The sequence below is a fragment of the Variovorax sp. OK605 genome (assembly GCF_900115445.1).
Taxonomy (GTDB): domain Bacteria; phylum Pseudomonadota; class Gammaproteobacteria; order Burkholderiales; family Burkholderiaceae_C; genus Variovorax.
In genome coordinates this window covers 70,441-94,008 of the sequence record NZ_FOWL01000022.1, presented here as the reverse complement: position 1 = coordinate 94,008, position 23,568 = coordinate 70,441, and the positions used below count along the sequence as shown (strand labels likewise).

At 70.3% G+C, this 23,568-nt stretch carries 25 protein-coding genes and 1 pseudogene; 13 read left to right on the top strand and 13 right to left on the bottom strand.

The window, feature by feature from the left end; all coding sequences use genetic code 11:
* The first annotated feature begins 45 nt into the window (after nt 1-45).
* A complete protein-coding gene (locus BM013_RS36000) occupies nt 46-945 on the top strand; it encodes a DUF2272 domain-containing protein (protein WP_256221850.1) in 900 nt (299 codons plus the stop codon).
* Nucleotides 946-970: 25 nt separating this feature from the next.
* Here the strand turns inward: BM013_RS36000 and BM013_RS35995 are convergent, their stop codons facing one another.
* The 6 genes from BM013_RS35995 to BM013_RS35970 form a co-directional block, all read right to left on the bottom strand.
* A complete protein-coding gene (locus BM013_RS35995) occupies nt 971-1,219 on the bottom strand; it encodes a DUF3297 family protein (RefSeq protein ID WP_093134429.1) in 249 nt (82 codons plus the stop codon).
* A gap of 45 nt (nt 1,220-1,264) precedes the next feature.
* The gene (locus tag BM013_RS35990; RefSeq protein ID WP_093134427.1) at nt 1,265-1,732 is read right to left on the bottom strand and encodes a ribonuclease HI family protein; all 468 of its coding nucleotides are present in this window, start codon (nt 1,730-1,732) and stop codon (nt 1,265-1,267) included.
* Between the two features lie 7 nt (nt 1,733-1,739).
* Nucleotides 1,740-2,207: a hypothetical protein gene (locus tag BM013_RS35985; RefSeq protein WP_093134424.1), complete on the bottom strand. Its 468-nt coding sequence runs from the start codon at nt 2,205-2,207 to the stop codon at nt 1,740-1,742.
* 120 nt (nt 2,208-2,327) lie between these two features.
* Complete coding sequence (locus BM013_RS35980; protein WP_093134421.1) at nt 2,328-3,302, bottom strand: Bug family tripartite tricarboxylate transporter substrate binding protein; 975 nt, start codon at nt 3,300-3,302, stop codon at nt 2,328-2,330.
* A gap of 55 nt (nt 3,303-3,357) precedes the next feature.
* Nucleotides 3,358-4,302 carry a hydroxymethylglutaryl-CoA lyase gene (locus BM013_RS35975; protein WP_093134419.1) on the bottom strand — a complete coding sequence of 315 codons (945 nt, stop codon included), beginning with the start codon at nt 4,300-4,302 and terminating at the stop codon, nt 3,358-3,360.
* Nucleotides 4,295-5,461, bottom strand: coding sequence for a CaiB/BaiF CoA transferase family protein (locus BM013_RS35970; protein ID WP_093134416.1), 1,167 nt, complete (start codon nt 5,459-5,461; stop codon nt 4,295-4,297). Before BM013_RS35970 ends, BM013_RS35975 begins: the two co-directional genes overlap by 8 nt.
* 145 nt (nt 5,462-5,606) lie before the next feature.
* On the opposite strand from BM013_RS35970, the gene BM013_RS35965 reads away from it, so the two are divergent.
* From BM013_RS35965 to BM013_RS35925, 9 genes are all read left to right on the top strand, one after another.
* Nucleotides 5,607-6,506: a LysR family transcriptional regulator gene (locus tag BM013_RS35965; RefSeq protein WP_177206693.1), complete on the top strand. Its 900-nt coding sequence runs from the start codon at nt 5,607-5,609 to the stop codon at nt 6,504-6,506.
* A gap of 34 nt (nt 6,507-6,540) precedes the next feature.
* Nucleotides 6,541-7,281, top strand: coding sequence for a glutamine amidotransferase (locus BM013_RS35960; protein ID WP_093134479.1), 741 nt, complete (start codon nt 6,541-6,543; stop codon nt 7,279-7,281).
* Between the two features lie 120 nt (nt 7,282-7,401).
* Nucleotides 7,402-8,040: a CDP-alcohol phosphatidyltransferase family protein gene (locus BM013_RS35955; protein ID WP_093134411.1), complete on the top strand. Its 639-nt coding sequence runs from the start codon at nt 7,402-7,404 to the stop codon at nt 8,038-8,040.
* Nucleotides 8,041-8,077: 37 nt separating this feature from the next.
* Nucleotides 8,078-8,659: a glutathione S-transferase family protein gene (locus BM013_RS35950; protein WP_093134408.1), complete on the top strand. Its 582-nt coding sequence runs from the start codon at nt 8,078-8,080 to the stop codon at nt 8,657-8,659.
* A 100-nt stretch (nt 8,660-8,759) separates the two neighbouring features.
* Nucleotides 8,760-11,192 (top strand): penicillin acylase family protein, encoded by a 2,433-nt coding sequence (locus BM013_RS35945; RefSeq protein WP_093134406.1) that lies wholly within the window; start codon nt 8,760-8,762, stop codon nt 11,190-11,192.
* Nucleotides 11,193-11,240: 48 nt separating this feature from the next.
* Complete coding sequence (locus BM013_RS35940) at nt 11,241-11,885, top strand: histidine phosphatase family protein (protein WP_093134403.1); 645 nt, start codon at nt 11,241-11,243, stop codon at nt 11,883-11,885.
* A 62-nt stretch (nt 11,886-11,947) separates the two neighbouring features.
* Nucleotides 11,948-12,910: a DnaJ C-terminal domain-containing protein gene (locus BM013_RS35935; protein WP_093134400.1), complete on the top strand. Its 963-nt coding sequence runs from the start codon at nt 11,948-11,950 to the stop codon at nt 12,908-12,910.
* A 2-nt stretch (nt 12,911-12,912) separates the two neighbouring features.
* Nucleotides 12,913-13,230 carry a chaperone modulator CbpM gene (locus tag BM013_RS35930; RefSeq protein ID WP_093134398.1) on the top strand — a complete coding sequence of 106 codons (318 nt, stop codon included), beginning with the start codon at nt 12,913-12,915 and terminating at the stop codon, nt 13,228-13,230.
* Between the two features lie 119 nt (nt 13,231-13,349).
* Entirely contained in the window at nt 13,350-13,928 is a 579-nt protein-coding gene (locus tag BM013_RS35925) for a MerR family DNA-binding protein (RefSeq protein ID WP_093134396.1), read from the top strand.
* Here BM013_RS35925 and BM013_RS35920 read toward each other — a convergent pair.
* On the bottom strand, nt 13,882-15,627 hold the full coding sequence (locus BM013_RS35920; protein ID WP_093134394.1) for a dipeptidase: 1,746 nt from the start codon (nt 15,625-15,627) through the stop codon (nt 13,882-13,884). The genes BM013_RS35925 and BM013_RS35920 overlap by 47 nt on opposite strands.
* Nucleotides 15,628-15,686: 59 nt before the next feature.
* Here BM013_RS35920 and BM013_RS35915 point away from each other — a divergent pair, with 59 nt between their 5' ends.
* Nucleotides 15,687-16,277, top strand: a complete 591-nt coding sequence (locus BM013_RS35915; protein WP_093134391.1) for a DNA-3-methyladenine glycosylase I — start codon at nt 15,687-15,689, stop codon at nt 16,275-16,277.
* Between the two features lie 71 nt (nt 16,278-16,348).
* Here the strand turns inward: BM013_RS35915 and BM013_RS35910 are convergent, their stop codons facing one another.
* The 6 genes and pseudogenes from BM013_RS35910 to gcvA form a co-directional block, all read right to left on the bottom strand.
* Nucleotides 16,349-16,696 (bottom strand): alpha/beta hydrolase, encoded by a 348-nt coding sequence (locus BM013_RS35910; RefSeq protein WP_093134389.1) that lies wholly within the window; start codon nt 16,694-16,696, stop codon nt 16,349-16,351.
* Nucleotides 16,697-17,003: 307 nt separating this feature from the next.
* Nucleotides 17,004-17,885 (bottom strand): hypothetical protein, encoded by an 882-nt coding sequence (locus tag BM013_RS35905; RefSeq protein ID WP_256221849.1) that lies wholly within the window; start codon nt 17,883-17,885, stop codon nt 17,004-17,006.
* A gap of 22 nt (nt 17,886-17,907) precedes the next feature.
* Nucleotides 17,908-18,120, bottom strand: a pseudogene (locus tag BM013_RS35900) (hypothetical protein); the annotation flags it as partial.
* A 125-nt stretch (nt 18,121-18,245) separates the two neighbouring features.
* Nucleotides 18,246-19,028: a hypothetical protein gene (locus BM013_RS35895; RefSeq protein ID WP_256221848.1), complete on the bottom strand. Its 783-nt coding sequence runs from the start codon at nt 19,026-19,028 to the stop codon at nt 18,246-18,248.
* 5 nt (nt 19,029-19,033) lie between these two features.
* The gene (locus BM013_RS35890) at nt 19,034-19,732 is read right to left on the bottom strand and encodes a DUF1345 domain-containing protein (RefSeq protein WP_256221847.1); all 699 of its coding nucleotides are present in this window, start codon (nt 19,730-19,732) and stop codon (nt 19,034-19,036) included.
* Entirely contained in the window at nt 19,729-20,721 is a 993-nt protein-coding gene (gcvA, locus tag BM013_RS35885) for a transcriptional regulator GcvA (RefSeq protein ID WP_093134384.1), read from the bottom strand. The genes BM013_RS35890 and gcvA overlap by 4 nt, the downstream gene beginning before the upstream one ends.
* 99 nt (nt 20,722-20,820) lie before the next feature.
* Here gcvA and BM013_RS35880 point away from each other — a divergent pair, with 99 nt between their 5' ends.
* Both BM013_RS35880 and BM013_RS35875 read left to right on the top strand, forming a co-directional pair.
* Nucleotides 20,821-22,257, top strand: coding sequence for an amidase (locus BM013_RS35880; RefSeq protein ID WP_093134381.1), 1,437 nt, complete (start codon nt 20,821-20,823; stop codon nt 22,255-22,257).
* A gap of 37 nt (nt 22,258-22,294) precedes the next feature.
* Nucleotides 22,295-23,560, top strand: coding sequence for an MFS transporter (locus BM013_RS35875; protein WP_093134379.1), 1,266 nt, complete (start codon nt 22,295-22,297; stop codon nt 23,558-23,560).
* The last annotated feature ends 8 nt before the right edge of the window (nt 23,561-23,568 follow it).

Genomic DNA, 23,568 nt, shown 5'->3' with positions numbered 1-23,568 from the left:
GCCCCCGCGCTGGCCGTCGCCGCGCCGGGCTGCCTGGACACCGCCATGCAATCCCCCGCCCCGTCACGCGCGCTCGCCATGGCCACCTTCGCCGTGCAGGAGCACGAAGCCTTCGGCGGCCAGGCGATGGACGCCGAAGGCCGCATGACCCAGGCCGGCGACTCCGAGGCCGAGGACACGCGCCACACGGTGCCCAGCCTCGCGCCCTGGCAGCGGGTGCTGGGCTACTGGCAGGCGGTCGACCCGCGGCTGCCCACGCAGGTGCGCTACGGCGCGCTGCGCCCGGCCAACCGGCACCTGCTGATGCAGGCACTGAACGAGGCAACGGCCGGGCGGCTGCAAGGCCTGGGGGTCGGGCCCGACGAGGGGCTGGAGTCGAACGAGCTGCGCGCGGTGCAGGTGGCGCTGGCGCGGGCCTCGGTGATCGACACGCCGTGGTCGGCCGCCTTCGTCAGCTGGCTGGCGCGGCAGGCGGGGCTGGCGGAAGACGAGTTCGTGTTCTCGGAGGCGCACGTCGACTACGCGGGCGCCGCCTGGCAGGCCGGCGCCGAGGAATCGGCGGGCCGCCCCACGCGCTATGCGATGCGCGCCTGCGACCTGACACGCACGCCGCCACGCGTGGGCGACCTGGTGTGCCAGGCGCGCGGCGCGGGCGCCGAGCTGGACACCTTCGACAAGATCGGCGAGGTGCTGGCCACGCGCGACACCGGCGGCGAAGCGCTGCCGATGCATTGCGACGTGGTGGTGGCCGTGGACGCGACGGGGTTCGAAGCGGTGGGAGGCAATGTGCTGCAGTCGGTCACGCGGCGGCGGCTCGACTTTGCGCCGGGCACGCGCTGGCTGGACCGGAGCTACCTGCCCGAGGGATGCACGCCGGGCGTTGCCGGGTGCATCGACCGCCACATGAGCCGCCAGCCCTGGTCGCTGCTGCTGCAGTGGCGGTGACGGCGGCTGTGACGGGCGCGTCGGCTTACTTGTAGTAAGCCTCGACGGTGCCCTTGAGCTTGATCAGCAGCGGCTTGCCCTTGCGGTCGAGGGTCTTGCCGGCGGGCACCTTGACCCAGCCTTCGCTGATGCAGTATTCCTCGACGTCGAGGCGGTCCTTGCCGTTGAAACGGATGCCGATGTCGTGCTCGAAGACGGCGGCCACGTGGTGCGGGCTGCGCGCGTCGATGGAGAGGTGGTCGGGAAGGGGTGGGCGGGGAGTAGCTTCTGTCATGGCGCGTGATGATAGGGGTTCCCGCACCTGTTGCCGCGCCGGGGCCTATCGGCGCTTCTTTCCGGGACGGGCCGGCGGTTTGGGCGCAAAGCCCAGTGCGGCGCGGGCCAGCGCGTCGGCCTCGCCGTTGCGGTGGCGCGGAATCCACCGCACCTGCGCGTGCTCGAAGCTGCCGAGCAAGGCGCGGGCATCGTCGAAGAGCTCGGCCATGCGCGCGATCGGCTTGGTTTCGGCCGCGCCGAGCTGTTCCACCAGGATGCTGTTGTCGCTGTAGGCCCGCACGGCGGTGACACCGCGTGCGCGCAGGTCCTGCAGCGCGAGCGTGAGCGCGCGCAACTCGGCCTCGTTGTTGCAGCCGATGGCGTGCGTGGCCTGTGAGAGCGTGTGGCGCGTGCCGTCCGGCGCGGTGATGACGGCGCCGATGCCCATGCGCCCGGGGTTGGGCATGGCGCTGCCGTCGCAATACACGGTCCAGGCAGAGCCTGCCGGCCCGCCGCTGTCGCTCGCGCTCATCCGGCCTTCAGCAGTTGCTGCGCTTGATGCCCGCCAGGTTCTGGCAAGGCCGCTGGCCGGGCGGTGGGCCCGGGTCGCGCAGGTGCGGCGGCGGCCTGCGGATGGGGCGCGCGCCGTCGTAGTACGGGTCGGGGCTCAGGATGACGACGGGCGGGTCGGCGGCCGGCTGCTGTTGCTGCAGCTCCTGCGTGCCGGCGGGGTAGCGCGGAATGATGGCGGGGCCCGACGGCGGGTTGGCGGCCACCTGGGCGGGTGGCGGTGCCGGTGACGCGGATGGCGCAGCGTAGTCGGGCCGGCGGTTGGGGTCGGGCGCCGGCGCTTCCAGGATCTGCACCTGGCGCGACTGCTTGCTGCCCGCCGGGCACTCGACGTTGGTGTACGAGATGGCCCCCTTGGCATCGGTGCAGCGCACCACTTCCGCGTGCGCGCCCGCCGCGGCGGCGAAGATCGACAGGAACAGTGCCAGGGAACGCATCGGTGAATGGACCAGGTCGGGTTGCAGGTCGGCGGCGAAAGATGCGCCAACTGTAGCCGCACCCTGCCCGCCTTGCGAGCCCCCGGCACCCGTCCCCACTCACCGCCACTCACCGCATCGTCATTCCGGCTGGATGCCGGCCGCGCGAATCACCTGCCCCCACTTCTGCGACTCGGCCGCCTGGAACTGCGCAAGCCCCTCGGGCGTGCTGGTCACGGCTTCGCCGCTGGTGGTGGTCTGGTAGGCGACCACGGCGGGCGCGGCTGAGACCTTGATCATCATCTCGTTGAGCTTGTGCGTCACGGCCGCGGGCGCGCCCGGCGGCAGGTACACGGCCGTCCAGTACGACATGTCGTAGCCCTTCACGCCGGCCTCTTCCACGGTGGGCAGCGCCGGCACGGCGGCAAGCCGCTTGTTGCCGCTGACAGCCAGCGCGCGCAGCTTGCCGCCCTTGGCCTGCGGCAGCGCGGTGGGCGCGTCGGCGAACATGAAGTCGACCTGCCCGCCCAGCAGGTCGGTGATGGCCAGCGGGTTGCTCTTGTAGGGCACGTTCACCATGTCGATGCCGGCCATCTGCTTGAGCAGTTCGCTGGCCACGCGGCTCGACGAACTGCCGCTGCCGAAGTTGAGCTTGCCGGGCGACTTCTTCGCCGCGGCCACGAGGTCGGCCACCGACTTGATGGGCGACTCGGCATTCACCAGCAGCAGCATGTGGCCCTTGGACAGCAGCGTGACCGGGGTGAAGTCTTTCACCGGGTCGTAGGGCAGCTTCTTGAACAGGTGCTCGTTGGCCGCGTGCGTGGTGTTGGTGGTCATGAGCAGGGTGTAGCCGTCGGGCGCGGCCTTGGCCACGTACTGCGCGGCAATGAAGCCGCTGGCGCCGGCCCGGTTGTCCACGATGACGGGCACCTTGTACTCGGCGCCCAGCGCCTGCGCCATGCTGCGCGCCTGCTGGTCGGTGCCGCTGCCGGCGCCGAAGGGCACGACGATGGTGATGGGCTTACTCGGGTACGGCTGCGCGTGCACCGGGGCGGCGGCCAGCACGGCCGCGCAGAGCGCCGAGGCGGCACAGAGCCGGGAGAAGAAGGTCTGCATGTCGTTGTCTCCTGTGGAATGTTTTTTATTCGGCTTGCGCGGCGACGTGATGCGCTCAGTGCCGGAACCGGCCCAGCGTGCCGGCCCGCATGAGCTTGCCCGGCAGCGGATGGCCGACGATGTCCTCGGCCAGCTGCGCGCAGCCGATGAGCGCCTCGAGGTCCACGCCGGTCTCGATGCCCATCTCTTGGCACATGAAGGCCAGGTCTTCGGTGCAGATGTTGCCGGCCGCGCCGGTGTGGCCCGCGAACGGGCAGCCGCCCAGGCCGGCGCAGGCGCTGTCGAAGGTGTCGATGCCCATCTGCAGGCCCATGAGCGCGTTGGCCATGGCCGTGCCGCGCGTGTCGTGCAGGTGCAGGCCCAGCCGCAGCTCGGGCCAGCGCTCGCGCACGGCGCCGACCACCGCGGCAATGGCGTTAGGCTGGGCCCAGCCCACGGTGTCGGCCAGTCGCAGGATGGGCAGGCGCAGGCCGAACTCGGCCAGGGTGTCGAGCATCTGCGCCACGCGCTCGACCACGGTGGCCGGGGCGATCGCGCCTTCGAGGTTGCAACCGAAGGCCGTGGTGACGATGCCGCGCGTGACCGCAATGCCGTGGTCCACGCAGAACGCCAGCGTTTCGCGCTGGGCCTCGCGCAGCGCGGCCAGGCCCTTGCCGTTGTTGCGCACCGAGAAGGCCTCCGACGCGCTGGTGCCGATGATGCCTTCGATGTCGAGCTGCGTGCGCATGGCGCGCTGCATGCCGCGCAGGTTGAGCCACAGGCCCGAGTAGCGCACGCCTTCGCGCTTGCGGATCGAGCGGGCCACCAGCTCGGCGTCGGCCATGCCGGGCACGCGCTCGGGGTTGACGAAGGACACGCATTGCACCTCTTCGAGCCCCGTCTCGGCCAGCGCCTCGATCAGGCGCACCTTGTCGGCCGACGCAATGGGGCCGGCCTCGATCTGGAAGCCCTCGCGCGGGCCTTCCTCATGCAAGTGAACGCGGCGTGGCAAGTCAGACATGTGCGGCTCCCTGGTCTTTCTGTGGCGGCATGGCGGGCGCGCCGAACTCCGCGTTGTGCTGGCCCAGCCGCGGCGCCACCGCGCGGTGCGATGGACGCGCACCGTCGATCGACAGCGGCAGCGCGGTCAGCCTGAAGTCTTCGCCCGGCACGGCCTGCAGCATGCCCAGCGCCTCGACCTGCGGGTGCGCGATGGCCTCGGGCACGGTGTGCACCGGCGCGCAGGGCACGCCGGCCGCGGCGAAGCGCGCGGCCCAGTCGTCGCGGGTGCGTGCGCGCAGCAGCGGCACGATCTGCTCGAACAGCGCCGCCTTGTGGCGCAGCCGCTGGCGGTTGGTGGCAAAGCGCTCGTCGGCGGTCCAGTCGCCGCGGCCGAGCTCGTTGGCGAACTTGGCGAACAGCCGGTCGTTGCCGCAGCACACGAGCAGCGGCGCATCGGCGGTGTCGAAGGATTCGTAGGGCACGAAGCCCGGGTGGCCCGAGCGGTGGCGATCGGGCAGGCGGCCTTCGTTGGCATAGGCGTCGGCCTTCTGGCCGGTCCAGACCAGCGCCGTTTCGAGCAGCGAGGCGCTCACCACGCCGCCCTTGCCGGTGGCGTGGCGCCGCTGCAGCAGCGCGAGCGCGCCGATCACGGCCCACATGCCGGTGCCCTGGTCGCACACCGAGGCGCCGGTGCGCAGGGGCGGGTCTTCGGGCCCGCCGTTGATGCTCGACAACCCGCTGAAGGCCTGTATCAGCGGCTCGTAGCCCGGCTGCATGGCCAGCGGCCCGGCGTGGCCGAAGGCGGATATCTCGCAATAGACGAGGCGCGGATGGCGCGCGCACAGCGCCGGGCCGTCGATGCCCATCGATTGCGTGACGCCCGGGCGCAGGTTGTGGATGAGGATGTCGGACTCGCCCGCCAGCCGCTCGAACACCGCCATGCCGTCGGCGCTCTTGAGGTCGATGGCCACCGACTTCTTGCCGCGGTTGAACACATGAAAGTTGAGCGCGTCGCCGTGCCGGAAGGCCGGGCCCATGTGGCGCGCGTCGTCGCCGCCTTCGGTGCGTTCGAGCTTGACCACGTCGGCGCCCAGGTCCGCGAGGATCGCCCCCGCGAACGGCCCGGCCAGCACCTGTCCGAGTTCGAGCACCCGGATGCCTTCCAGTATTTTCTGCATGTCTGCTGCCTGCTTTCAGGCCCCTGTCTCAGGCCCGTTGTCTCGTTTCGGTGGCGCCAGTCTGGGCTTCCCGCATTGATCTGGGAAGACGAATATTTCTATATCTGTGATAACTTGAGTGGATCAATCCACAAGGGATGCGCCCGTGCGAATCGACATCACGCTGCAGCAGCTGGAGGCCTTCGCCGAAGTGGCGAAGACCTCGAACTTCCGCGCCGCCGCGCTCGCGCTGCATGTGTCGCAGCCCGCGCTGAGCCGCACCATCCGCATCGTCGAAGACCTGGCCGGCGCGCGGCTGTTCGACCGCGACACGCGCCACGTGGAGCTCACGCCCGCCGGGCGCGAGCTGCTGCCGATTGCGCTGCGCATCCTGGAGAACTTTCACAGCTCGTTCAGCGAGCTGTCGCAGTTTCTCGAGGGCCGAAGCGGGCACCTGACCATTGCGGCGCTGCCCTCCATCGGCGTGGCCGTGCTGCCCCATGCGATCGCGGAGTTCCGCCGCAGCCACCCGCAGGTGGCGTTCTCGCTGATGGAAGGCCCCGCCGAGCTGGTGCGCTCGGCCGTGGACGAAGGCCGGGCCGACTTCGGCATCAGCGTGCGCCCCGGCCCGCAGGAGCCGATGCTGTACCGCCACCTGATCGACGACCCGTTCATGCTGCTGTGCCGGCGCGACGACCCGCTGGCGGCGCGGGCCACGGTGGCGTGGTCGGTGTTCGCGACGCGGCCCTTCATTGCCAGCGGCTTTCGCAGCAGCATCCGCCCGATCACCGATGCGGCCTTTCTCCAGCGCGGGCTGCAGGTGGTGCCGGCGCTGGAGTACCCGAGCGTGGCCGCGGCCGGCGCGCTGGTGGCCGCGGGCCTGGGCATCACGGCGCTGCCGCGGCTGGCGCTGCAGCTCACGCGCAACGACGACCTGGTGACGGTGCCGCTGCAGCGCCCGGCCATGTCGCGGCCCATCGGGCTCATCACCCGCGCGGGCCGGTCACCCTCGCCCGTGGGCCGGGCCTTCATGGACCTGCTGCATCGCCGGGAAGCCGCCCGCTGAACCTGTGCTTTCGGGCTGCGGCATGATCGCGGGCATGGAAAAAACGCCCCCGCATCCGCTCGTCATCGTCAAGGTTGGAAGCACTTTCGAAGCCCTTCGCGCAGAGCGCGGCGACTTCGAGCACTGGATTGCCGACGGGCTGGACACGCAGGCGCTGCCGATCCTGGTGATCGACCCGCGCCGCGGCGACACGCTGCCCGACGCGCAGGCGGTGTCGGGCGCGGTGGTGACGGGCTCGCACGCGATGGTGTCGCATCGCGAGCCCTGGAGCGAAACCACCGCCGCGTGGCTCGCGCAGCTGGTGGCGCGCCGCACGCCGGTGCTGGGCATCTGCTACGGCCACCAGCTGCTGGCGCATGCGCTGGGCGGCGAGGCGGGCAACCACCCGCAAGGCGCGGAAGTCGGCACCGTCACGGTCACGCTCGACGAGGCCGCCGCCACCGACGCGCTGCTGCGCGGCCTGCCCGCGGAGTTTGCGGCGAACGTGGTGCACTGGCAGAGCGCTTTGCGCCTGCCCGAAGGCGCGGTGCGCCTGGCCGGCAACGACCACGAGCCCGTGCAGGCCTTTCGCGTGGGCGAGAACGCCTGGGGCGTGCAGTTCCACCCCGAGTTCGACGCCGACACCATGCGCGGCTACATCGACATGCTGGCCGACGGCCTGCGCACCGAAGGCGCCGACCCCGCCGCGCTGCGCGAGCGCGTGACCGCGACCGATGCGGCGGCCGGGCTGCTCGGGCGCTTCGCGCGCATCGTCGAAGCGCACGAAGGCGTTTGAAGCCGGGGCGGCCGGTTCGGCCTGGCGCCGCCTTTTCGTCGGATCGCGACTACAAAAAGCCCCCCGCGCTTCGGTTAAGGTGCGGTCCATTCGCCGTTTCCGAAACATTCCGACCACTTCATGACCACCGCTTCCCCCACGCCCCCCCGCAAGCATTTTTCGATGATCCGGGAGTTCCACCTTGCCGACGTCTTCACGCTCGGCAACGCGGCATGCGGGGTGGGCGGCGTGTTCCTGGCAATGGCCTTCATGGCGAGCCAGTCGCTCGCGCAGTTCCTGTGGGCGGCGGCGCTGGCGCCGGCGGCCTTCATCTTCGACGTGTTCGACGGCCGCATCGCGCGCTGGCGCCAGACGCAGTCGGCGCTCGGGCGCGAGCTCGATTCGCTGGCCGACATCATCTCCTTCGGCGTGGCCCCGGCCGCGCTGGGCTTCGCGGCCGGCCTGAACGGCGGCTGGGACTGCATGCTCCTGATCTATTTCGTGTGCTGCGGCGTGAGCCGGCTCGCGCGCTACAACGTGACGGCCGAGGCGCTCTCCGAAGGCGCCAACAAGGTGAAGTACTTCGAGGGCACGCCCATTCCCACCAGCGTGGTGCTGGTGGGCGTGCTCGCGTACGCGGCCTGGCAGGGCCACATCGGCAATGCGCTGTGGGGCGGCGCCTGGGTCGTCGGCCCGTGGCAGCTGCACCCGCTCACGCTGATGTTCGCGCTGTCGGGCACGCTCATGATCAGCAAGACGCTGCGCATTCCCAAGTTCTGAAGCCCTCGAGACCAGGCAAGGCCCAGGAGACACACCGATGACCATGAAGCTGTACTTCGATCCGCACAGCCGCTCGCAGGTGGCCAGGTGGATGCTCGACGAAGCCGGTGTCGACTACGAGATCGTCACCACGCTGCTCAAGGAAAAGGCGCACAAGAAGCCCGAGTTCCTGAAGATCAACCCCGCCGGCAAGCTGCCCGCGCTGGTGGACGGGCGCACGCGCGTGTTCGAGAACGCGGCCATCTGCATGTACGTGGCCGAGAAGTTTCCCGGCAAGCGGCTGGCACCGCCCGTGGGCTCGCCCGAGCGGGGCCGCTACCTGTCGCTGATGGTCTATTCCACCTCGCAGCTGGAACCCTCGATGGGCGACAGCCTGCTGAAGATTCGCAGCAACAACAGCGCGCGCGGCTGGACCGATTTCGAGGAAGCCAAGGACGCGGTCGAGCGCGAACTGGGCGACGGGCCCTACCTGTTCGGCGCGCAGTTCACGGCGGCGGACGTGATGATCGGCTCGATGTTCATCTGGCACCGCGCTTTTGGCGGGCGCTCGAACCGGCCGAAGATCGATGCCTACATCCACCGGCTGCAGGCCCGCCCCAAGGGCATGAAGTTCGGCTGACCATGGCGCGGCGCGGCGTGGCGCGCTGGTGACAACGCGCGGCGGCGGGCACGTCTTTTAATCGGATCCCGGTCTTATTCGAGAACAACACGCCCGCACCATGACACCCAAGAAGACAACCGCCCCGCTCTCGCTCTCCCCTTTCTCGCGCTTTTCGCTGACGGCGCTCGCCCTGGGCTCAGCCGCCCTGCTGGCCGCCTGCGCCAGCGCGCCGCCGCCCGGCGCGCGCAGCGTGACCATCGAGCGCACCACCTTCGGCATCGCGCACATCACGGCGCCCGACTACGAAGGCCTGGCCTACGGCAGCGCCTACGCGCACGCGCAGGACAACGTCTGCCAGACCGCCGAGCACCTGCTCACGCTGCGCGGCGAGCGCTCGCAGTTCCTGGGCGCGCAGAACACGGGCGACCTGGGCCTGGGCCGCGTGCCCAACGCGCAGATCGACCTGTTCATCCGCTACCACATGGACGACGCGGCGCTGGCCCGCGCGGGCGCCACCACCAGCCCCGAGGTGCAGGCCGCCTTGCGCGGCTATGTGGCGGGCTACAACCGCTACCTGCAGGACGCAGGCGCGAACGGCGGCCGGGGCCTGCCCTCCGCCTGCCGCGGCAAGCCCTGGGTACGCCCGATGACCCCCAACGACCTGGCGCGCGCCACCGAGCAATCGATGATCCAGGGCGGCCTGGGCGCGCTGGCCGGCGCGGTGCTGGCCGCCGTGCCGCCGGCGCCCGGCACCAAGGCCGGCGCCGCGCCGGTCGGCCTGAAGGAAGCCGTCGCAGAAATCGGCCGCCACAGCTTCAACGCCAACCCCGAAGGCGGCGAACTGGGCTCCAACGGCTGGGCCTTCGGGCGCAACGCCACGCCGGACGGCCGCGGCCTGCTGCTGGGCAACCCGCACTTTCCGTGGAACGGCACCAACCGCTTCTGGCAGATGCACCTGACCATTCCCGGCCAGCTCGACGTGATGGGCGCCACCGGCGGCCTGAGCCCGGTGGTGTCGATCGGCTTCAACAAGGACGTGGCCTGGACGCACACCGTGTCGACCGGCAAGCGCTTCACGCTGTACGAGCTCAAGCTCGACCCCAACGACCCGACCGTGTACTGGGTCGACGGCCAGCCGAAGAAGATGGTGGCGCGCACCGTGGTGCTGCCGGCCGCCGCCACGGGTGGCAACGGCCCCGCCGTTCAGCACACCTTCTATGCGACCGACTGGGGCCCGGTGATCTCGCTGCCGCGCGCCGGCCTGGGCTGGACCGCGCAGAAGGCCTACGCCATCCGCGACGCCAACACGCTCAACGTGCGCTCCGCCGAGAGCTGGATGAAGATGGCACAGGCCCGCAACGTGGCCGAACTCCGCGCCGCCATGGGCAACCAGGGCATGCCGTGGATCAACACCATCGCGGCCGACCGCGACGGCAACGCGATGTACGCCGACCTGTCGGTGGTGCCCGACGTGTCGGCCGACATGCTGCGCGCCTGCGCCCCCTCGCCCGCCGCCGCCGCGCTGCTCAACGCAGCGGGCCTGCCGGTGCTCGACGGTTCGCGCAGCGCCTGCGCCTGGAACCGCGACGCCGCGGCGGCCGCGCCCGGCATCATCGCGCCGGCACGCATGCCGGTGCTGGTGACGCCCGACTACGTGCAGAACAGCAACGACAGCTTCTGGCTCGCCAACCCGCGCGTGGCGCCGATGGCCGGCGTGTCCCCGCTGGTCGGCCCCATCGGCGTGCCGCAGCGGCTGCGCACGCGCAGCGCCGTCATGGAAATCGAAGGCCGCCTGGCCGGCAGCGACGGCCTGCCGGGCAACCGCATGGGCGCGGCCGAGCTGCGCAGCGTGATCTTCCGCGACAGGAACCTGGCCGGCATGCTGGTGATGGACGACCTGCGCGCGGCCTGTGCCGGCGCGGGCGCGTCGCTCACGGTGGAGCAGTCGCAGGGCTGCCGCGTGCTGGGCGCATGGGACCGCACCAGCAACGCCGACTCGAAGGGCGCCGCGCTGTTCCGCGAGTTCTGGCGCAAGGCCAAGGACATTCCGAAGGTGTGGCGCCAGCCCTTCGACCCGGCACAGCCCGTGACCACGCCGGCCGGCCTGGACATGGCCACGCCCGCCACGCGCGAAGCGGTGTTCAAGGCGGTGGGCGACGCCGTCACCACGCTGCGCACCGCCGGCTTCGCGGCCGACGTGGCGCTGGGCGTGCCGCAGTCGCGCCAGGTGCGCGGCCAGCAGATCGCGCTGCACGGCGGCGACGAGTTCGAGGGCGTGCTCAACAAGCTGGAGTCGCAGGGGCAGTCGCTGATCGACCCGAAGGGCTACAACGTCAACTACGGCAGCAGCTACATGCAGGTCGTGACCTTCGACGAGCGCGGCCCGGTTGCGCAGGGCCTGCTCACCTACGGGCAGAGCAGCGACCTGGCTTCGCCGCGCGCGTACGACCAGCTGCCGCTGTTCGCGGCCAAGCAGTGGCACGCGCTGCCGTTCCACCCGGCCGACGTGCAGGCGCAGCGCGAAGGCAAGCCGCTGCAGCTGGCCTATTGAGCTCACAGCCATGAGCCCGCAGGCATGAGCCCACCGATACTGCAAACCATGTCATCACAGAACCCACCCACCCACACCGCCGCCGGCGGGCTCGACGAGCTGATCCGCATCGCCCAGGCGCAGCCGCTTGCGCCGGCCTGCGACCATTTCTACTTCCTGCGCCACGGCCAGACCGGCCGCAACGCGCAGCGCGTGTTCCAGGCGCCCGACGAGCCGCTGAGCGAACTGGGCCTGCAGCAGGCCGCGCGGGCGGCAGAGCTGCTGGCGGGCGAGCCGATCCGCACCATCGTGTGCAGCGACGCGCGGCGCGCCTTCGACACGGCCCACACCGTGGCCGCCTCGCTGCGCCTGACGCCCACCGCGCACGAGACGCTGCGCGAGCGCAACTTCGGCGCGCTCATCGGCACCTCGTCGGCCAACATCGACTGGGCCTGCGAGCCCGAGGGCGGCGAAACGCTCGCGCAGTTCGTGACGCGCAAGCGCGCCGCGCTCGACGCCGCGCTGCAGCAGCCCGGCCCGGTGCTGGTGGTGGCGCACGGCGGCACGCTGTACGTGCTGGCGGCGCTCTTGGGCGTGCCGGTCGATTTCCAGCTGATGGGCAATGCGCAGCCATTGCGATTCGAACGCACAGGCCCCACATGGGGCGTAACGCCGCTGTTGCGGCATGCCGACGGCGAGGCGTCGCTGGCCTAGCGCCGACCCGGCGCCCGAGCCCAGACCCGCCAAGCTGTCCACCCAACGAACCGCCACACACCATGGATTTCAAGGACTACTACAGCGCCCTGGGCATCGAGCGCACCGCGTCCGACGACGAAGTGCGCAAGGCCTACCGCAAGCTCGCCCGCAAGTACCACCCCGACGTCAGCAAGGAGCCCGACGCCGAGCAGCGCATGCGCGACATCAACGAGGCCAAGGACGTTCTCGGCGACAAGGAAAAGCGCGCCGCCTACGACGCGCTGGCCGACCGTGTCGCGCGCGGCGGCCACCCCGAGGGCGGCTTCCAGCCGCCGCCGGGCTGGGACGAAGGCTTTGAGTTCCACCGCGGCCCACGCCAGGGCCCGGCCGACCATGCCGACTTCAGCGAGTTCTTCTCGTCGCTGTTCGGCGAGGCCGAGCGCCGCGGCGCCACGCGGCAGAACTTTCGCGCGCGCGGCGAAGACCACCATGCGGCCATCGAGATCGCGCTGGAAGACGCGCTCAACGGCGTCGAGCGCGAGATCACGCTGCGCGCGCAGACCGTCGACGCGCAGGGCCACCCGCAGTGGGAGAACCGCACGCTCAGCGTGAAGATCCCGCCGGGCGTGCACCCGGGCCAGTTCATCCGCCTCGCGGGGCAAGGCATGCCGGGCCACGGCGGCGAAGGCGCGGGCGACCTGTACCTCGAGGTGCGCATCGCGCCGCACACGCTCTACCGCGTGGAAGAGCGCGACCTGTACATGACGCTGCCCGTCACGCCCGCCGAGGCGGCGCTGGGCGCGCAGGTGCAGGTGCCCACGCCCACCGGCGGCGTGGTCGAGGTCACGGTGCCGCGCAACGCGCGCAACGGCCTGAAGCTGCGGCTGAAAGGCCGCGGGCTCGCGGGCAAGACACCGGGCGACCTGTACCTGCTGATCGACATCGCCCTGCCGCCCGCCGACAGCGACGAGGCCCGCAAGGCCTACGAACAGCTGGCGCAAGCCACGGCATCGTTCCACCCACGCCAGCATCTGGGAGTCTGAGCATGGTGAATTTCACACTGACAACCACCACCGCCATCAGCGCCTCGCAGCCGCTGGCGGCCAACGAACTGGCGCACGCCGTCGGCGCCGACACCGCGTGGGTCGTGCAGCTGGTCGAGGTCGGCATCCTGCACATCGAAACCACCGAGACGCAGCCCGAGCGCTGGCAGTTCTCCAGCGCCGACCTGCAGCACGCGCTGGAAGCGCGGCGGCTGGAGCGCGACTTCGGCGTGGGGCTCGATGCCGCGGCGCTGATCCTCGATCTGCAGCACGAGGTGCGGCGGCTCAAGGCCGTGCTGCACGCGCACAGGCTGGGGTAGGCCGCCGATGCGCCACGCGAGGCGCATCGCCCTTTCGGCGCCAGGGGAAAACGGCCCGGCCGCTTGACCTTGACACCGTGCGAAACGGAAGACTTCGACCCTCTTCAACAGGAGGTCGCATGAACCCTCGCACCCACGACACCAGCGCCACCGCCAACGCACCGCAGGCGCGCCCCGAAGCAGGCACGCCCGACCACGCCGCGGACGATGGCCGCCGCTTCGGCCTCGACGAACTCATGGCCCGCGCGGGTGTCTCGCAGCGGTTGTTGCACCAGTGCGAGGCCCGCGGCCTGTTGCGCGGCAACGGTCGCATCGGCACTTCCGAAGCCCGGTACACGCAGGAACACATCGGCGTGCTGCGCTTCACCCGCAGGGCGTACGCGCTGGGCTTCGGCATGAGCGACATCGCCAGGCTGCTCGCGCTTCGCCAGGACACGCACCGCACGAGCGCCGACGTGAAGCGCATCGCCCTGACGCGCACCGAGGCACTCGAATCGCGCATCGAGGAACTGCGGGACACGAAGCAGGTGCTCGAGCGCCTGGCCAGCCTGTGCCTGGGCGATCACCAGCCCGCCTGCCCCATCCTGGACGAACTGCTCGAGCTAAAAGGGTTCGCCCTGCAGCAGCCCGCGCAGACGGCCCGGCCCGTGCCTACTGCATCTGCTGCAGGTTGCCGATGCGCACCAGCATCTCGGTGAACATCTGCATGTCGGCGTCGAGGTCGGGCACTTCCTTGTATTCCTTGGCGTTGTGCGCCGTGTACTTCTTGCCCGGCATCGCGGGGCCGAAGTTGATGGCGTTGGGCATCAGCTTGGCGGTGGTGCTGCCGGCCGTGGGCACGGGCTTGGCCTCCAGGCCGGTGGTGTCGCCGTAGATGTTCAGCAGCGTGGACAGCCACGCGCCCTTGGGGTCGCGCGCCATCCAGTTGCCCTGGTCGTAGGCCACCTCGAGCTTCACGCCGTTGGCGCTCGCCCAGGCGTCGATCTTCGACGTGACCTGCGCCTTCAGTTCGTCGGGCGTGCGGCCGCGCGGCATGCGCACGTTGACCGTGACCTCGAGCTGCCTGTCGTCCTTGCCCATGCGCACGAGGTTGGGCGAGAAGGTCAGCGGGCCCATGAAGTCGTCGGCGTAGCCCAGGCCCATCTTCTCGCCGAGGTAGCCGGTGCCATAGAGCGCGTCGATGTACTTCACGGCCTTCAGGTAGTGGTTGGCGGCCAGCGGCGCGCCGCTTTCCTGCAGGAACAGCGCGAGGCGCGGCAGCGGGTTCACGCCTTCCTCGGGGCGCGAGCCGTGCGCCGAAATGCCCGTGACCCTGAGCTCGATGCTGTCGGCCCCGCGCGCGATGTCGATCGAAAACTTGCCGCCCTGCCCTTCGTACTTCTGCAGGAAGCCCGGCTTGGCGGCTTCCAGCTTTGCCGCGACGCCCGCGAGGTCGCCGCCCTTGAGCGTGGCCGTTGCGGTCTGCGAGATCGCATTGGCCGATGCGGCCCCGCTCATCGCCGTGATGGCCGTCGATGCGTCATCGGCCGGCTCGGCCGCAAACAGCACCTTCAGCGCGCCCGAGCCCTTCTCGGCCACCACCGCCGGGTACTTGCTGTCGAGCACGATGTTGTAGGCCGGCAGCTGCGTTTTGGTGCGGTAGTACTGCATCGCGTCACCGCCGGTTTCCTCGGTGGTCTCGATCATCAGGCGGATGCTGCGATCGATGGGCAGGCCGCTGTCTTTCACGGCCTTCATGGCGTAGAGCACCGCGGCGATGGAGCCCTTGTCGTCGATGGTGCCGCGGCCGTAGAGAAAGTCGCCCACGCGCTGCATCTTGAACGGATCGAGCCGCGTGCCGTCGTCGAGCACCCATTCGGACAGCACCGCGGGCACCACGTCGGCATGCGTGAGGATGCCGAACTCCTCGCTGCCCTTGCCCTTCAGGCTGACTTCGAAGATGCGGTTGTCGACGTTGCGGTACGCAAGGCCGAAGTCGCCCGCCATCTTCTCGACCAGCTTGCCGAACTCGAGGATCTGCGGGCTTTCATGGGGCGGCACCTGCACGTTGCGCACCGTGGGAATCGCCACCATGGTGCCGATGCTCGCGATCACGGCCTGCTGGTTCTGCAGGCGGTTGTACAGGCCGAGCAGGCGCGCGATGTTCACGAGGTCGTCGCCGGCCAGCGGCTTCCTGGCACGGTACGCGGCCACGCCCGGCTTCAGCGTGGGCTCGGCCTTGGCGGCCTGCGCGAGAAAGGCGTTGAAGTTCGCGGGGGGCTTGCCCGCTTGCCACGCGGCGGCGAGCCGGTCGAGCTGGGGCTTCCTGAGCACGTCGGCATGCGCGCCTGCACCCAGAAAACCGAGGCCGAGGACAACCGCCGACAGGGCAGACAATGAAAATCGAAAATGCTGCATCCGCGTGACCCCTCGTTCCAGAACAACCTCCCGACCATAGCCGAGCGAAGACCCGAACAATGAGTAACACCACCGACAAGATCCGCTGCGCCTGGGCGCAGACCGACCCGCTGCTGGCGGCCTACCACGACGCCGAATGGGGCGTGCCCGAGCACGACAGCCGCGCGCTGTGGGAGAAGCTCATGCTCGACGGCTTCCAGGCCGGGTTGTCGTGGCTCACCATCCTGCGCAAGCGCGACGCCTTCCGCAAGGCGTTCAAGGGCTTCGTGCCCGAGAAGATCGTCAAGTTCACGGAGGCCGACATCGAGCGGCTGCTGCAGGACGCCGGCATCGTGCGCTCGCGCTCGAAGATCGAGGCGACCATCGGCAACGCGCGCGCCTATCTCGCGATGCAGGCGGCGGGCGAAGACTTCTCGGCATTCATCTGGGGCATGGCCGGCGGCAAGCCCATCGTGAACCGCACCGGCAGCGTGCCGGTGAAGACGCCGCTGTCGGAAGAGATCTCGGCGGCGCTGAAAAAGCGCGGCTTCAAGTTCGTCGGGCCGGTGATCGTCTATGCGTGGATGCAGGCCACGGGCATCGTGGACGACCACGCGCACGACTGCCACCGGCACGGGGCGAAGCACAAACACAAGCCCGAAGCCCAATGAAAAAACCGGACGCTGCTTTCGCAGGGTCCGGTTTTGGGCACGGGAATCGAAGCGGCTTGCGCCGCTTTCAATTACAGGCCGGCTTGGCGCGTGAAGGTGCGGGCCTTGGCTTGGGCGGGCACCACGCTGTCGGCGAACGATTCGCGGCGCAGGTTCTGGCCGGGAGCGTGAGCGGCAGCCACGGCTTCGGTGCGGATGGTGGCGCGGTCGGCCGATGCGGTCAGGGCGGGAGCCACGGCCGACGAGACGCCGTCGCCGTACACGTTGCCGGCGCGAGCGGCTGCAACGGCTTGGGGTGCCACATCGGCACGGCTGTAGCCGGAGGTCACGGCTTGCACGCCTTCGTAGGTTTCTGCGTGGGCGCCGGCGGCGGCGAGCAGGGACAGAGCGGCGGCGGCGAGGATGTTCGAGGTCTTCATTTCAGTTCTTTCTTTGTTCGGCTTTTGGGTGCCGCAAGTGTGCACCGCGACTCCTAGGGAAAACCCTATTCGAATCGAATCGCAGTGTTCATGAAACTGAAACAATGACGAGGAACTTTCTGGCGTCGCTAACTCAACTGCCCTTTCTGTGCGCAAACGCACTGACACGCACCGCCAAAGGCGGATCCGGAATCCGCTTTTTAGTTTGCGTACTTTTTCTCTAATTCGTCAAGCGACTGCTTGGCGGCACCAAGGTCAAGCAGGTTGCATGCCAGCCGCCGTGCACCGTTGCGGGAAGCCTCGGGTCTCAGGACCGCGGCCAGGACCGCACCAGCGTGCGCAGCGCCACCCCGCCGCTGCCCTTGACCTCGGCGCGGTAGGTGCCCACCAGCGCCTCGCGCTCGGCCGCGGCCTGCGGGTCGTTGCGCCATGCCAGCAGGGCCGCCACGTCGGCGTCGGGCGTGGCCGCGATCAGCGCCTGCGTGACCTGCTTCTCGAACTCGCGCGCCACGATCAGCAGGTTGCGCGGGCGCGTGGAGGTCACGCCGCGCGACCACAGCGTGTCGAGCGCCATGTCCAGCGTGCTGTCGGGCAGGCCGCTGAGCTGGCCGCCGTTGCCGCGCGCAAGCTGCTTGACGACCGCGCTCATGAGCAACTGGCTGGAGAAGTCGACCTCTCGCACGTCGGCCACGCTCATGCGTTCGAGCAGCTCGGTGCGCGCCGCATCGGCGGGGCGGGCGCGCTCGCGGTTGAAGAACTCGGCCCGGCCGGCCTCGCTCATGGCGTTGTAGTCGGCACGCAGCTTGGCGAAGCGGGCCACGGCGGCCCGCAATTCAGGGCTGGGCGCGGCGCCGCCATGGCCGGCCGAGGCCACTTCCTGCTGGATGGCCGCCACCGACGCCTTGACGTTGAATGCGCGCCCGGCGGCCGTGTCGAGCGCCTTGAGCGCCTTGCCCGCGATGGCCTGGTCGTCGGGCTCGAGCAGTTCCTTCGCGCCGCGCGCGACGGCGCCCGGTGCGTAGGACGCCTGGTAGCGCGCCTGCACCCCTTCGAACTGAAGCAGGGCCTCGGCGCGGCCCTGGGCCCAGCCCGTCAATGGGACGGCGAACACCAGGGGCGCCAGGGGCAACAGCAGCGACAGGAAGATGCGAGGGGAAGCGAGAAGATGAAGGCGGTTCAGGAAAAGCATGGCGCCATTTTGGCGCCTGCGCTCAGGCGGCCGCCAATTCCCTGCGCAACAGCTTGGCCGCCGTGACCATGTTCGACAGCGCCGCCTCGGTCTCGGGCCAGCCGCGGGTCTTCAGGCCGCAGTCGGGGTTGATCCACAGGCTCTCGTGCGGCACCACGCCGGCGGCCTTGCCCATGAGGCGCACGATCTCGTCAACCGAGGGCACCCGCGGCGAGTGGATGTCGTGCACGCAGGGCGCGTCGGCGCAGCCATGGCTCGCGGACTTCGTGCGCGTCACGCGCGAGAGCTGCTTCAAGAGCCTGCCGGGAATCGAGCTGCTGTAGCCCGCATCGCGCCCTTCCCCTTCGGGCAAAGGAAAAACTAGAACCGCGTCCCCACCGACAACCGCACCATGTTCTGCGGCGTGAAATTCACCTTCGGGTCGTACGCCACACGGACGAACCAGCGCGGCCAGTCGTAGGTGACGGTGAGTCCGGCGCGGCGAATGAACTGCCCTTCGACCGTGCCCTGCTTGGCCAGCAGGTCGACCGTCAGGCGTTGACGCTCGGGCAGCGGCAGGCGGTAGACGAGGTGCACGTCCTGCTGGTCGGGGTTCAGGCGGTTGTCCCGGATCAGCGAGAGCGACAGCGCGGTGCCGTCCGTCCATTTGTAGCCGCCGTACACGGTGTACGAGTCGTTCGGGTCGAAGTTGAGGTTCGCGTAGTTGCGCAGGTTGGTGCGGCCCAGCCCCGCGCCCACGAACCAGCTGTCGCCCGTCTCCACGGCCAGGCTGCCGCCCACGAACCCGCCGGACGCCGCCTGCAGCGACGGCAGCACCCGCACCGGCCCCCAGGTGAAGGTGTGGTCCCAGCCCACGCGCGGCTGCGCGAAGTCGAGCACCGGCGAGCGGAACCAGCCGACCCACACGTTGCCGTCGCCGTAGGTGTAGCGAAGGTTCAGGTCCAGCCCCGGCCCGGAAGGAAGGCCGCCGCCCGAGACGCGGTAGGCGCCCACGGTGAGCTTGAAGGGCAGCTCGGCCGCATCGTCGTCCGCCCACGCGACGGGGGCGAGGCACAGCAGGGCCGCGGCGGCAATGCGCGGGTATGCGCTGGGGTGCGTGCGTGGGTTTGGGCGTGGGTTTGGGCGTGCGTATGTGCGTGCCATCGTGTTCAGAACAGGCTCGCGCCGATGTTGATGAGCAACGCCAGCACCGTGGTGTTGAACAGGTAGGCCAGGATGCAATGCACCGAGCCGATGCGCCGCATGGGCTTGGACACGAAAGACACGTCCGCCGTCTGCCCCGAGGTGCCGATCACCGCCGAGAAGTAGAAGAAGTCGCCGTAGGTCGGCGCGTCGTCGTCCGGAAACTGGATGCCGGGCTTGCGCCGCTGGCCACCCGCTGCGCTGGCCGGGCCTGCCGGGTCGGCGGCGTAGTAGCCGTGTGCGTAGTGCAGCGTGAACATGACCTGCGTGAAGGCCCACGAAGACACCACCGTGAGCCCGGCCAGCGCGACATGCGCGATCTTCTCGAGCCCGTGCATGTCCTTCACCACCGCGAGCTCGCCGCCGATGGCCGCCAGGCTCGCAATGGCCGACACGACCACCAGCACGAGGATGACGATCTGCCCCTCGTCCTGCATCTTCGCGCGGTAGCGCATGTGCTGCTGCGACGAGCGGGTCATCATGACGGCCGCCAGCAGCACGTACAGGCAGGCGCCCGTGTTCCAGGCGATCAGCAGGCGCGTGACCAGGTGCGCCTCCACCGCCGAGGGCAACAGCACGCCGACCGCGATGGCGATGGCCGTGGCAATGAACAGGCGCGGCCGGACGGCCATCTGGCGCAGGAACGGGTGTCTTGGAATCTTCATGGGGTCCTGGAAGCGGCGCGCCGCAGACCGGCGCGCCGCGGCGGCACGGGGGCCGGGCCTTCGACTGTCGGCGATGCAGTCTTGCGGCGACCTGACGAAACGGGCTTCTTTCGGACCGCTTCGAGCAGCCAGTCACGAAACGCCGCCACCTTGGGCCGTTGCGAGCTGCTCTGCGGGCACACGAGGTGGTACGCGAAGTCTTCGATCCAGCTGGCGCCGCAAAGGGCAACCAGCCGGCCTTCTGCGATCTCGGGCGCCATCATCGCAGCCGGCAGCAGGGCCGCGCCCTGCCCCGCGAGCACGGCCTTCAACAGCAGGCCCGCGTCGTCGAAGGACGGGCCGCGCACCGGCCCGGCGTCTTGTACGCCCTGCGCCTCGAACCACGCACGCCAGCCCTTGCGCTGCGCGTCGTTCACGCGCGGCCAGCGAAGCAGGTCGGCGGGTTGGCCCGGCATGCCGAGCTGGGCCACCAGCGCGGGCGACGCGACCGCCACCATCTCGACCGTGAGCACGCGCTGGCTCGCGAGCCCGGGGTAGTGGCCCATGCCGTGGCGGATGGCGACGTCCACGCCGTCGCGCGCGAAGTCGGCCAGCGCGTGGCTGGTGAGCAGCTGCAGGTCGATGTCGGGGTGCGCGTCCTGGAAGGACTTGAGGCGCGGCACCAGCCACGCGGAGGCGAAGAACGGCGTGGTGCTCACGGTGAGCAGGCCGGTTTCCGCGGGCACCGCCACCTTCTGCGTGGCATCGCTGATCTGTCGGAACGCATGGCGCACCGGCGGCAGGTAGGCCTGGCCCGCGTCGGTCAGGAAGACGCCGCGGTTGACGCGGCGAAACAGCTGCACGCCAAGGTGCAGCTCGAGCGTCTTGACGAGCTGGCTCACGGCCCCCGGGGTCACGCAGAGTTCGTCGGCCGCGTTCTTCACCGAGAGATGGCGCGCGGTGGCCTCGAAGGCGCGCAAGGCGTTGAGCGGGGGCAGTTGATGTTCCATGGTTCAGTAAATCTGAATTGAATCAGGCAGAAATCCTGGTTTGCGGCAAACGCGCAGGGGCCGGAATATTGGCACGTCGAAAGCTGAAAGAGAACCACCTTGCGTCACCCCACCGAAGCCGATGAGCTTAGATATTCTGATCTTCAGAATCTGCCCTGCCTCGACATCGCCACGCTGGCCGCGGCCATCCGGCAGCGCGAGGTCTCGCCGGTGCAGGCCACGCGCGCACAGCTCGACCGCATCGCCGCGCTCGACGGCCGCCTGCGCAGCTACGCCCACCTGACCGCCGACGCCGCGATGGCCCAGGCCGAAGCGGCGCAGGCCGAAATCGCGGCCGGCCGGTACCGCGGTCCGCTGCACGGCGTGCCCCTCGCCGTCAAGGACCTCTGCGCAACCGCAGGCATTCCCACGGCCGCGGGCATGGCGCTCCACGAGCACCGCGTTCCCACCGAAGACGCGACCGTGGTGAAGCGCCTGAAGGACGCGGGCGCCGTGCTGCTGGGCAAGCTGCAGATGACCGAGGGCGCCTACGCCGACCATCACCCGAGCGTCACGCCGCCGGTCAACCCATGGAACGCCGCGCACTGGCCCGGCATGTCGTCCAGCGGCCCGGGCGTGGCCGTTGCGGCGGGCCTGTGCCACGGCGCGCTGGGCTCCGACACGGGAGGGTCGATCCGCTTTCCCTGCGCGGCCAACGGGCTCACGGGCCTCAAGCCGACCTGGGGCCGCGTGAGCCGCCACGGCGTGTTCGAACTCGCGGCCTCGCTCGACCACGTCGGGCCGATGGCGCGCAGCGCGGTCGACGCGGGGCTGCTGTTCGCGGCCATCGCGGGCCGCGATGCGAACGACCCGACCACCGCCGCCGACCCGGTGCCCGACTGTGCCGCGGCCACCGGCCAAGGCGCGCAAGGCCTGTGCATCGGCTTCGATCCCGCGTGGAACGGCGACGGCGTCGATGCCGTCACGCGCGCAATGCTGGCCGGCGCGGTGGAGGCCTTTCGCTCGCTCGGCGTCCGCACCGTCGAACTGCGCGTGCCCGACATGGCGCAGGCAGTCGCCGACTGGTTCCCGCTGTGCGCCGTCGAGGCCGCGGTGGCGCACGAGGCCACCTACCCCGCGCACCGCGATGCCTACGGAGCGGTGCTCGCCTCGGTGCTCGAGGCGGGCCACGCCGTGCATGGCATCGAGTTGCAGAGAATCCGCCTTCGCCGCATGGCGCTGCGCGGCCGGGTCGATGCGCTGTTCGACAGCGTCGACCTGCTGCTGGCGCCGGTGCAGCCCTTCGCAGCGCCCACCGTGGCCGAGATGCAGGCGCTCGGCGAGCAGCCCGGGCGCGTGAGCGCGCTGCTGCGCTACACCTGCCCGTTCGACATGACCGGCCACCCCACGCTCACCCTGCCCGGTGGCTTCACCCCCGGCGGACTGCCGCTGGGCTTCCAGCTGGTCGCGGCGCGGATGGACGAGGCGACGCTGCTGCGCGCGGGCGCGGCCTTCCAGCGCATCACCGGCTGGCACCGCCGCCGCCCGCTGGACTGAAACGCACACCCGCGCCAACATGACAGGGAGACACCGCATGGACACCCTTCCCACCACCGCTACCCCCGCCGCCACCGCAACCACCTCGGGCAGCCCGCGCCTCTTTCGCGGCTGGCTCGTGGTCGCGGGCGCCTTCGCCGTGACCTTCGTCGGCTTCGGCAGCGCCTACACCTTCAGCGCCTTCGTCGAATCGCTGCAGAAGGACTTCAACGCCTCGCGCGGCTCGGTCTCGCTGGTGTTCTCGCTCGCGGGCTTTCTCTACTTCGGGCTGGGCGTGCTCAGCGGCCCGCTGGCCGACCGCTGGGGGTCGCGCCGGCTCGCGGTGGCGGGCATGCTGCTGGTCGGGCTCGGGCTGGCCGCGGCCAGCCGGGCGCAGAGCCTGGTGCAGGTCTACCTGGCGTACGGCCTCGGCGTGGGGCTGGGCGTGGGTGCGTCGTACGTGCCGGTGGTCGGCGCGGTGCAGCGCTGGTTCCTGCGGCGGCGCGGCTTCGCGTCGGGGCTGGCGGTCAGCGGCATCGGCGTGGGCACGCTCGCCATGCCGCCGCTGGCCTCCTGGCTGATCGACACGCAGGGCTGGCGCCACGCCTACCTGGTGCTGGGCGTGCTGGCGGCGGTGGTCGGCACGGGGCTCGCGCTGCTGGTGGAGAACGATCCGCGCGGCCGCGGCCTGGGCCCCGACGGCGACCCGCCGCAACCGCAGTCGCTGTCGTCGGCGCCCGCAGGCTTCACGGTGCGCGAGGCGTTGCGCACGCGCCGCTTCATCGGCCTGTATGCGGCCTGCCTGGTCTGCTCGTTCGGGCTGTTCGTGCCCTTCGTGCACCTGGTGCCGTATGCGCTCGACCATGGCGTGGCGCCCGGCTCGGCCGTGCTGCTGCTGGCCATGATCGGCATCGGGAGCACCGCGGGGCGCTTCGTCCTGGGCGGCCTGGCGGACCGCATGGGCCGCGCGCTCGCGCTGATGCTGATGTTCGCGGGCATGGCGCTGTCACTGCTCGTGTGGGCGATGTCCGGCGGGTTCGCAGGGCTGGCCGTGTTCGCCTTTGCCTACGGCGTGTTCTACGGCGGCTTCGTCGCGCTGCTGCCGGCGCTGGTGATGGACTACTTCGGCGGGCGCCACATCGGCGCGATCATCGGCGTGCTGTACACCAGCGTGGCGGTGGGCACGCTGGTCGGCCCGTCGGCCGCGGGCTTCGCCTTCGACGTCAGCCGCAGCTACCTGCTGCCGATCCTCGCGAGCGCGGCGGCGAACTTCGCGGCCATGGGCCTGTTGATGGCGATGCCGAAGTCGTCGACGTCCAGCTGAAATGCAGG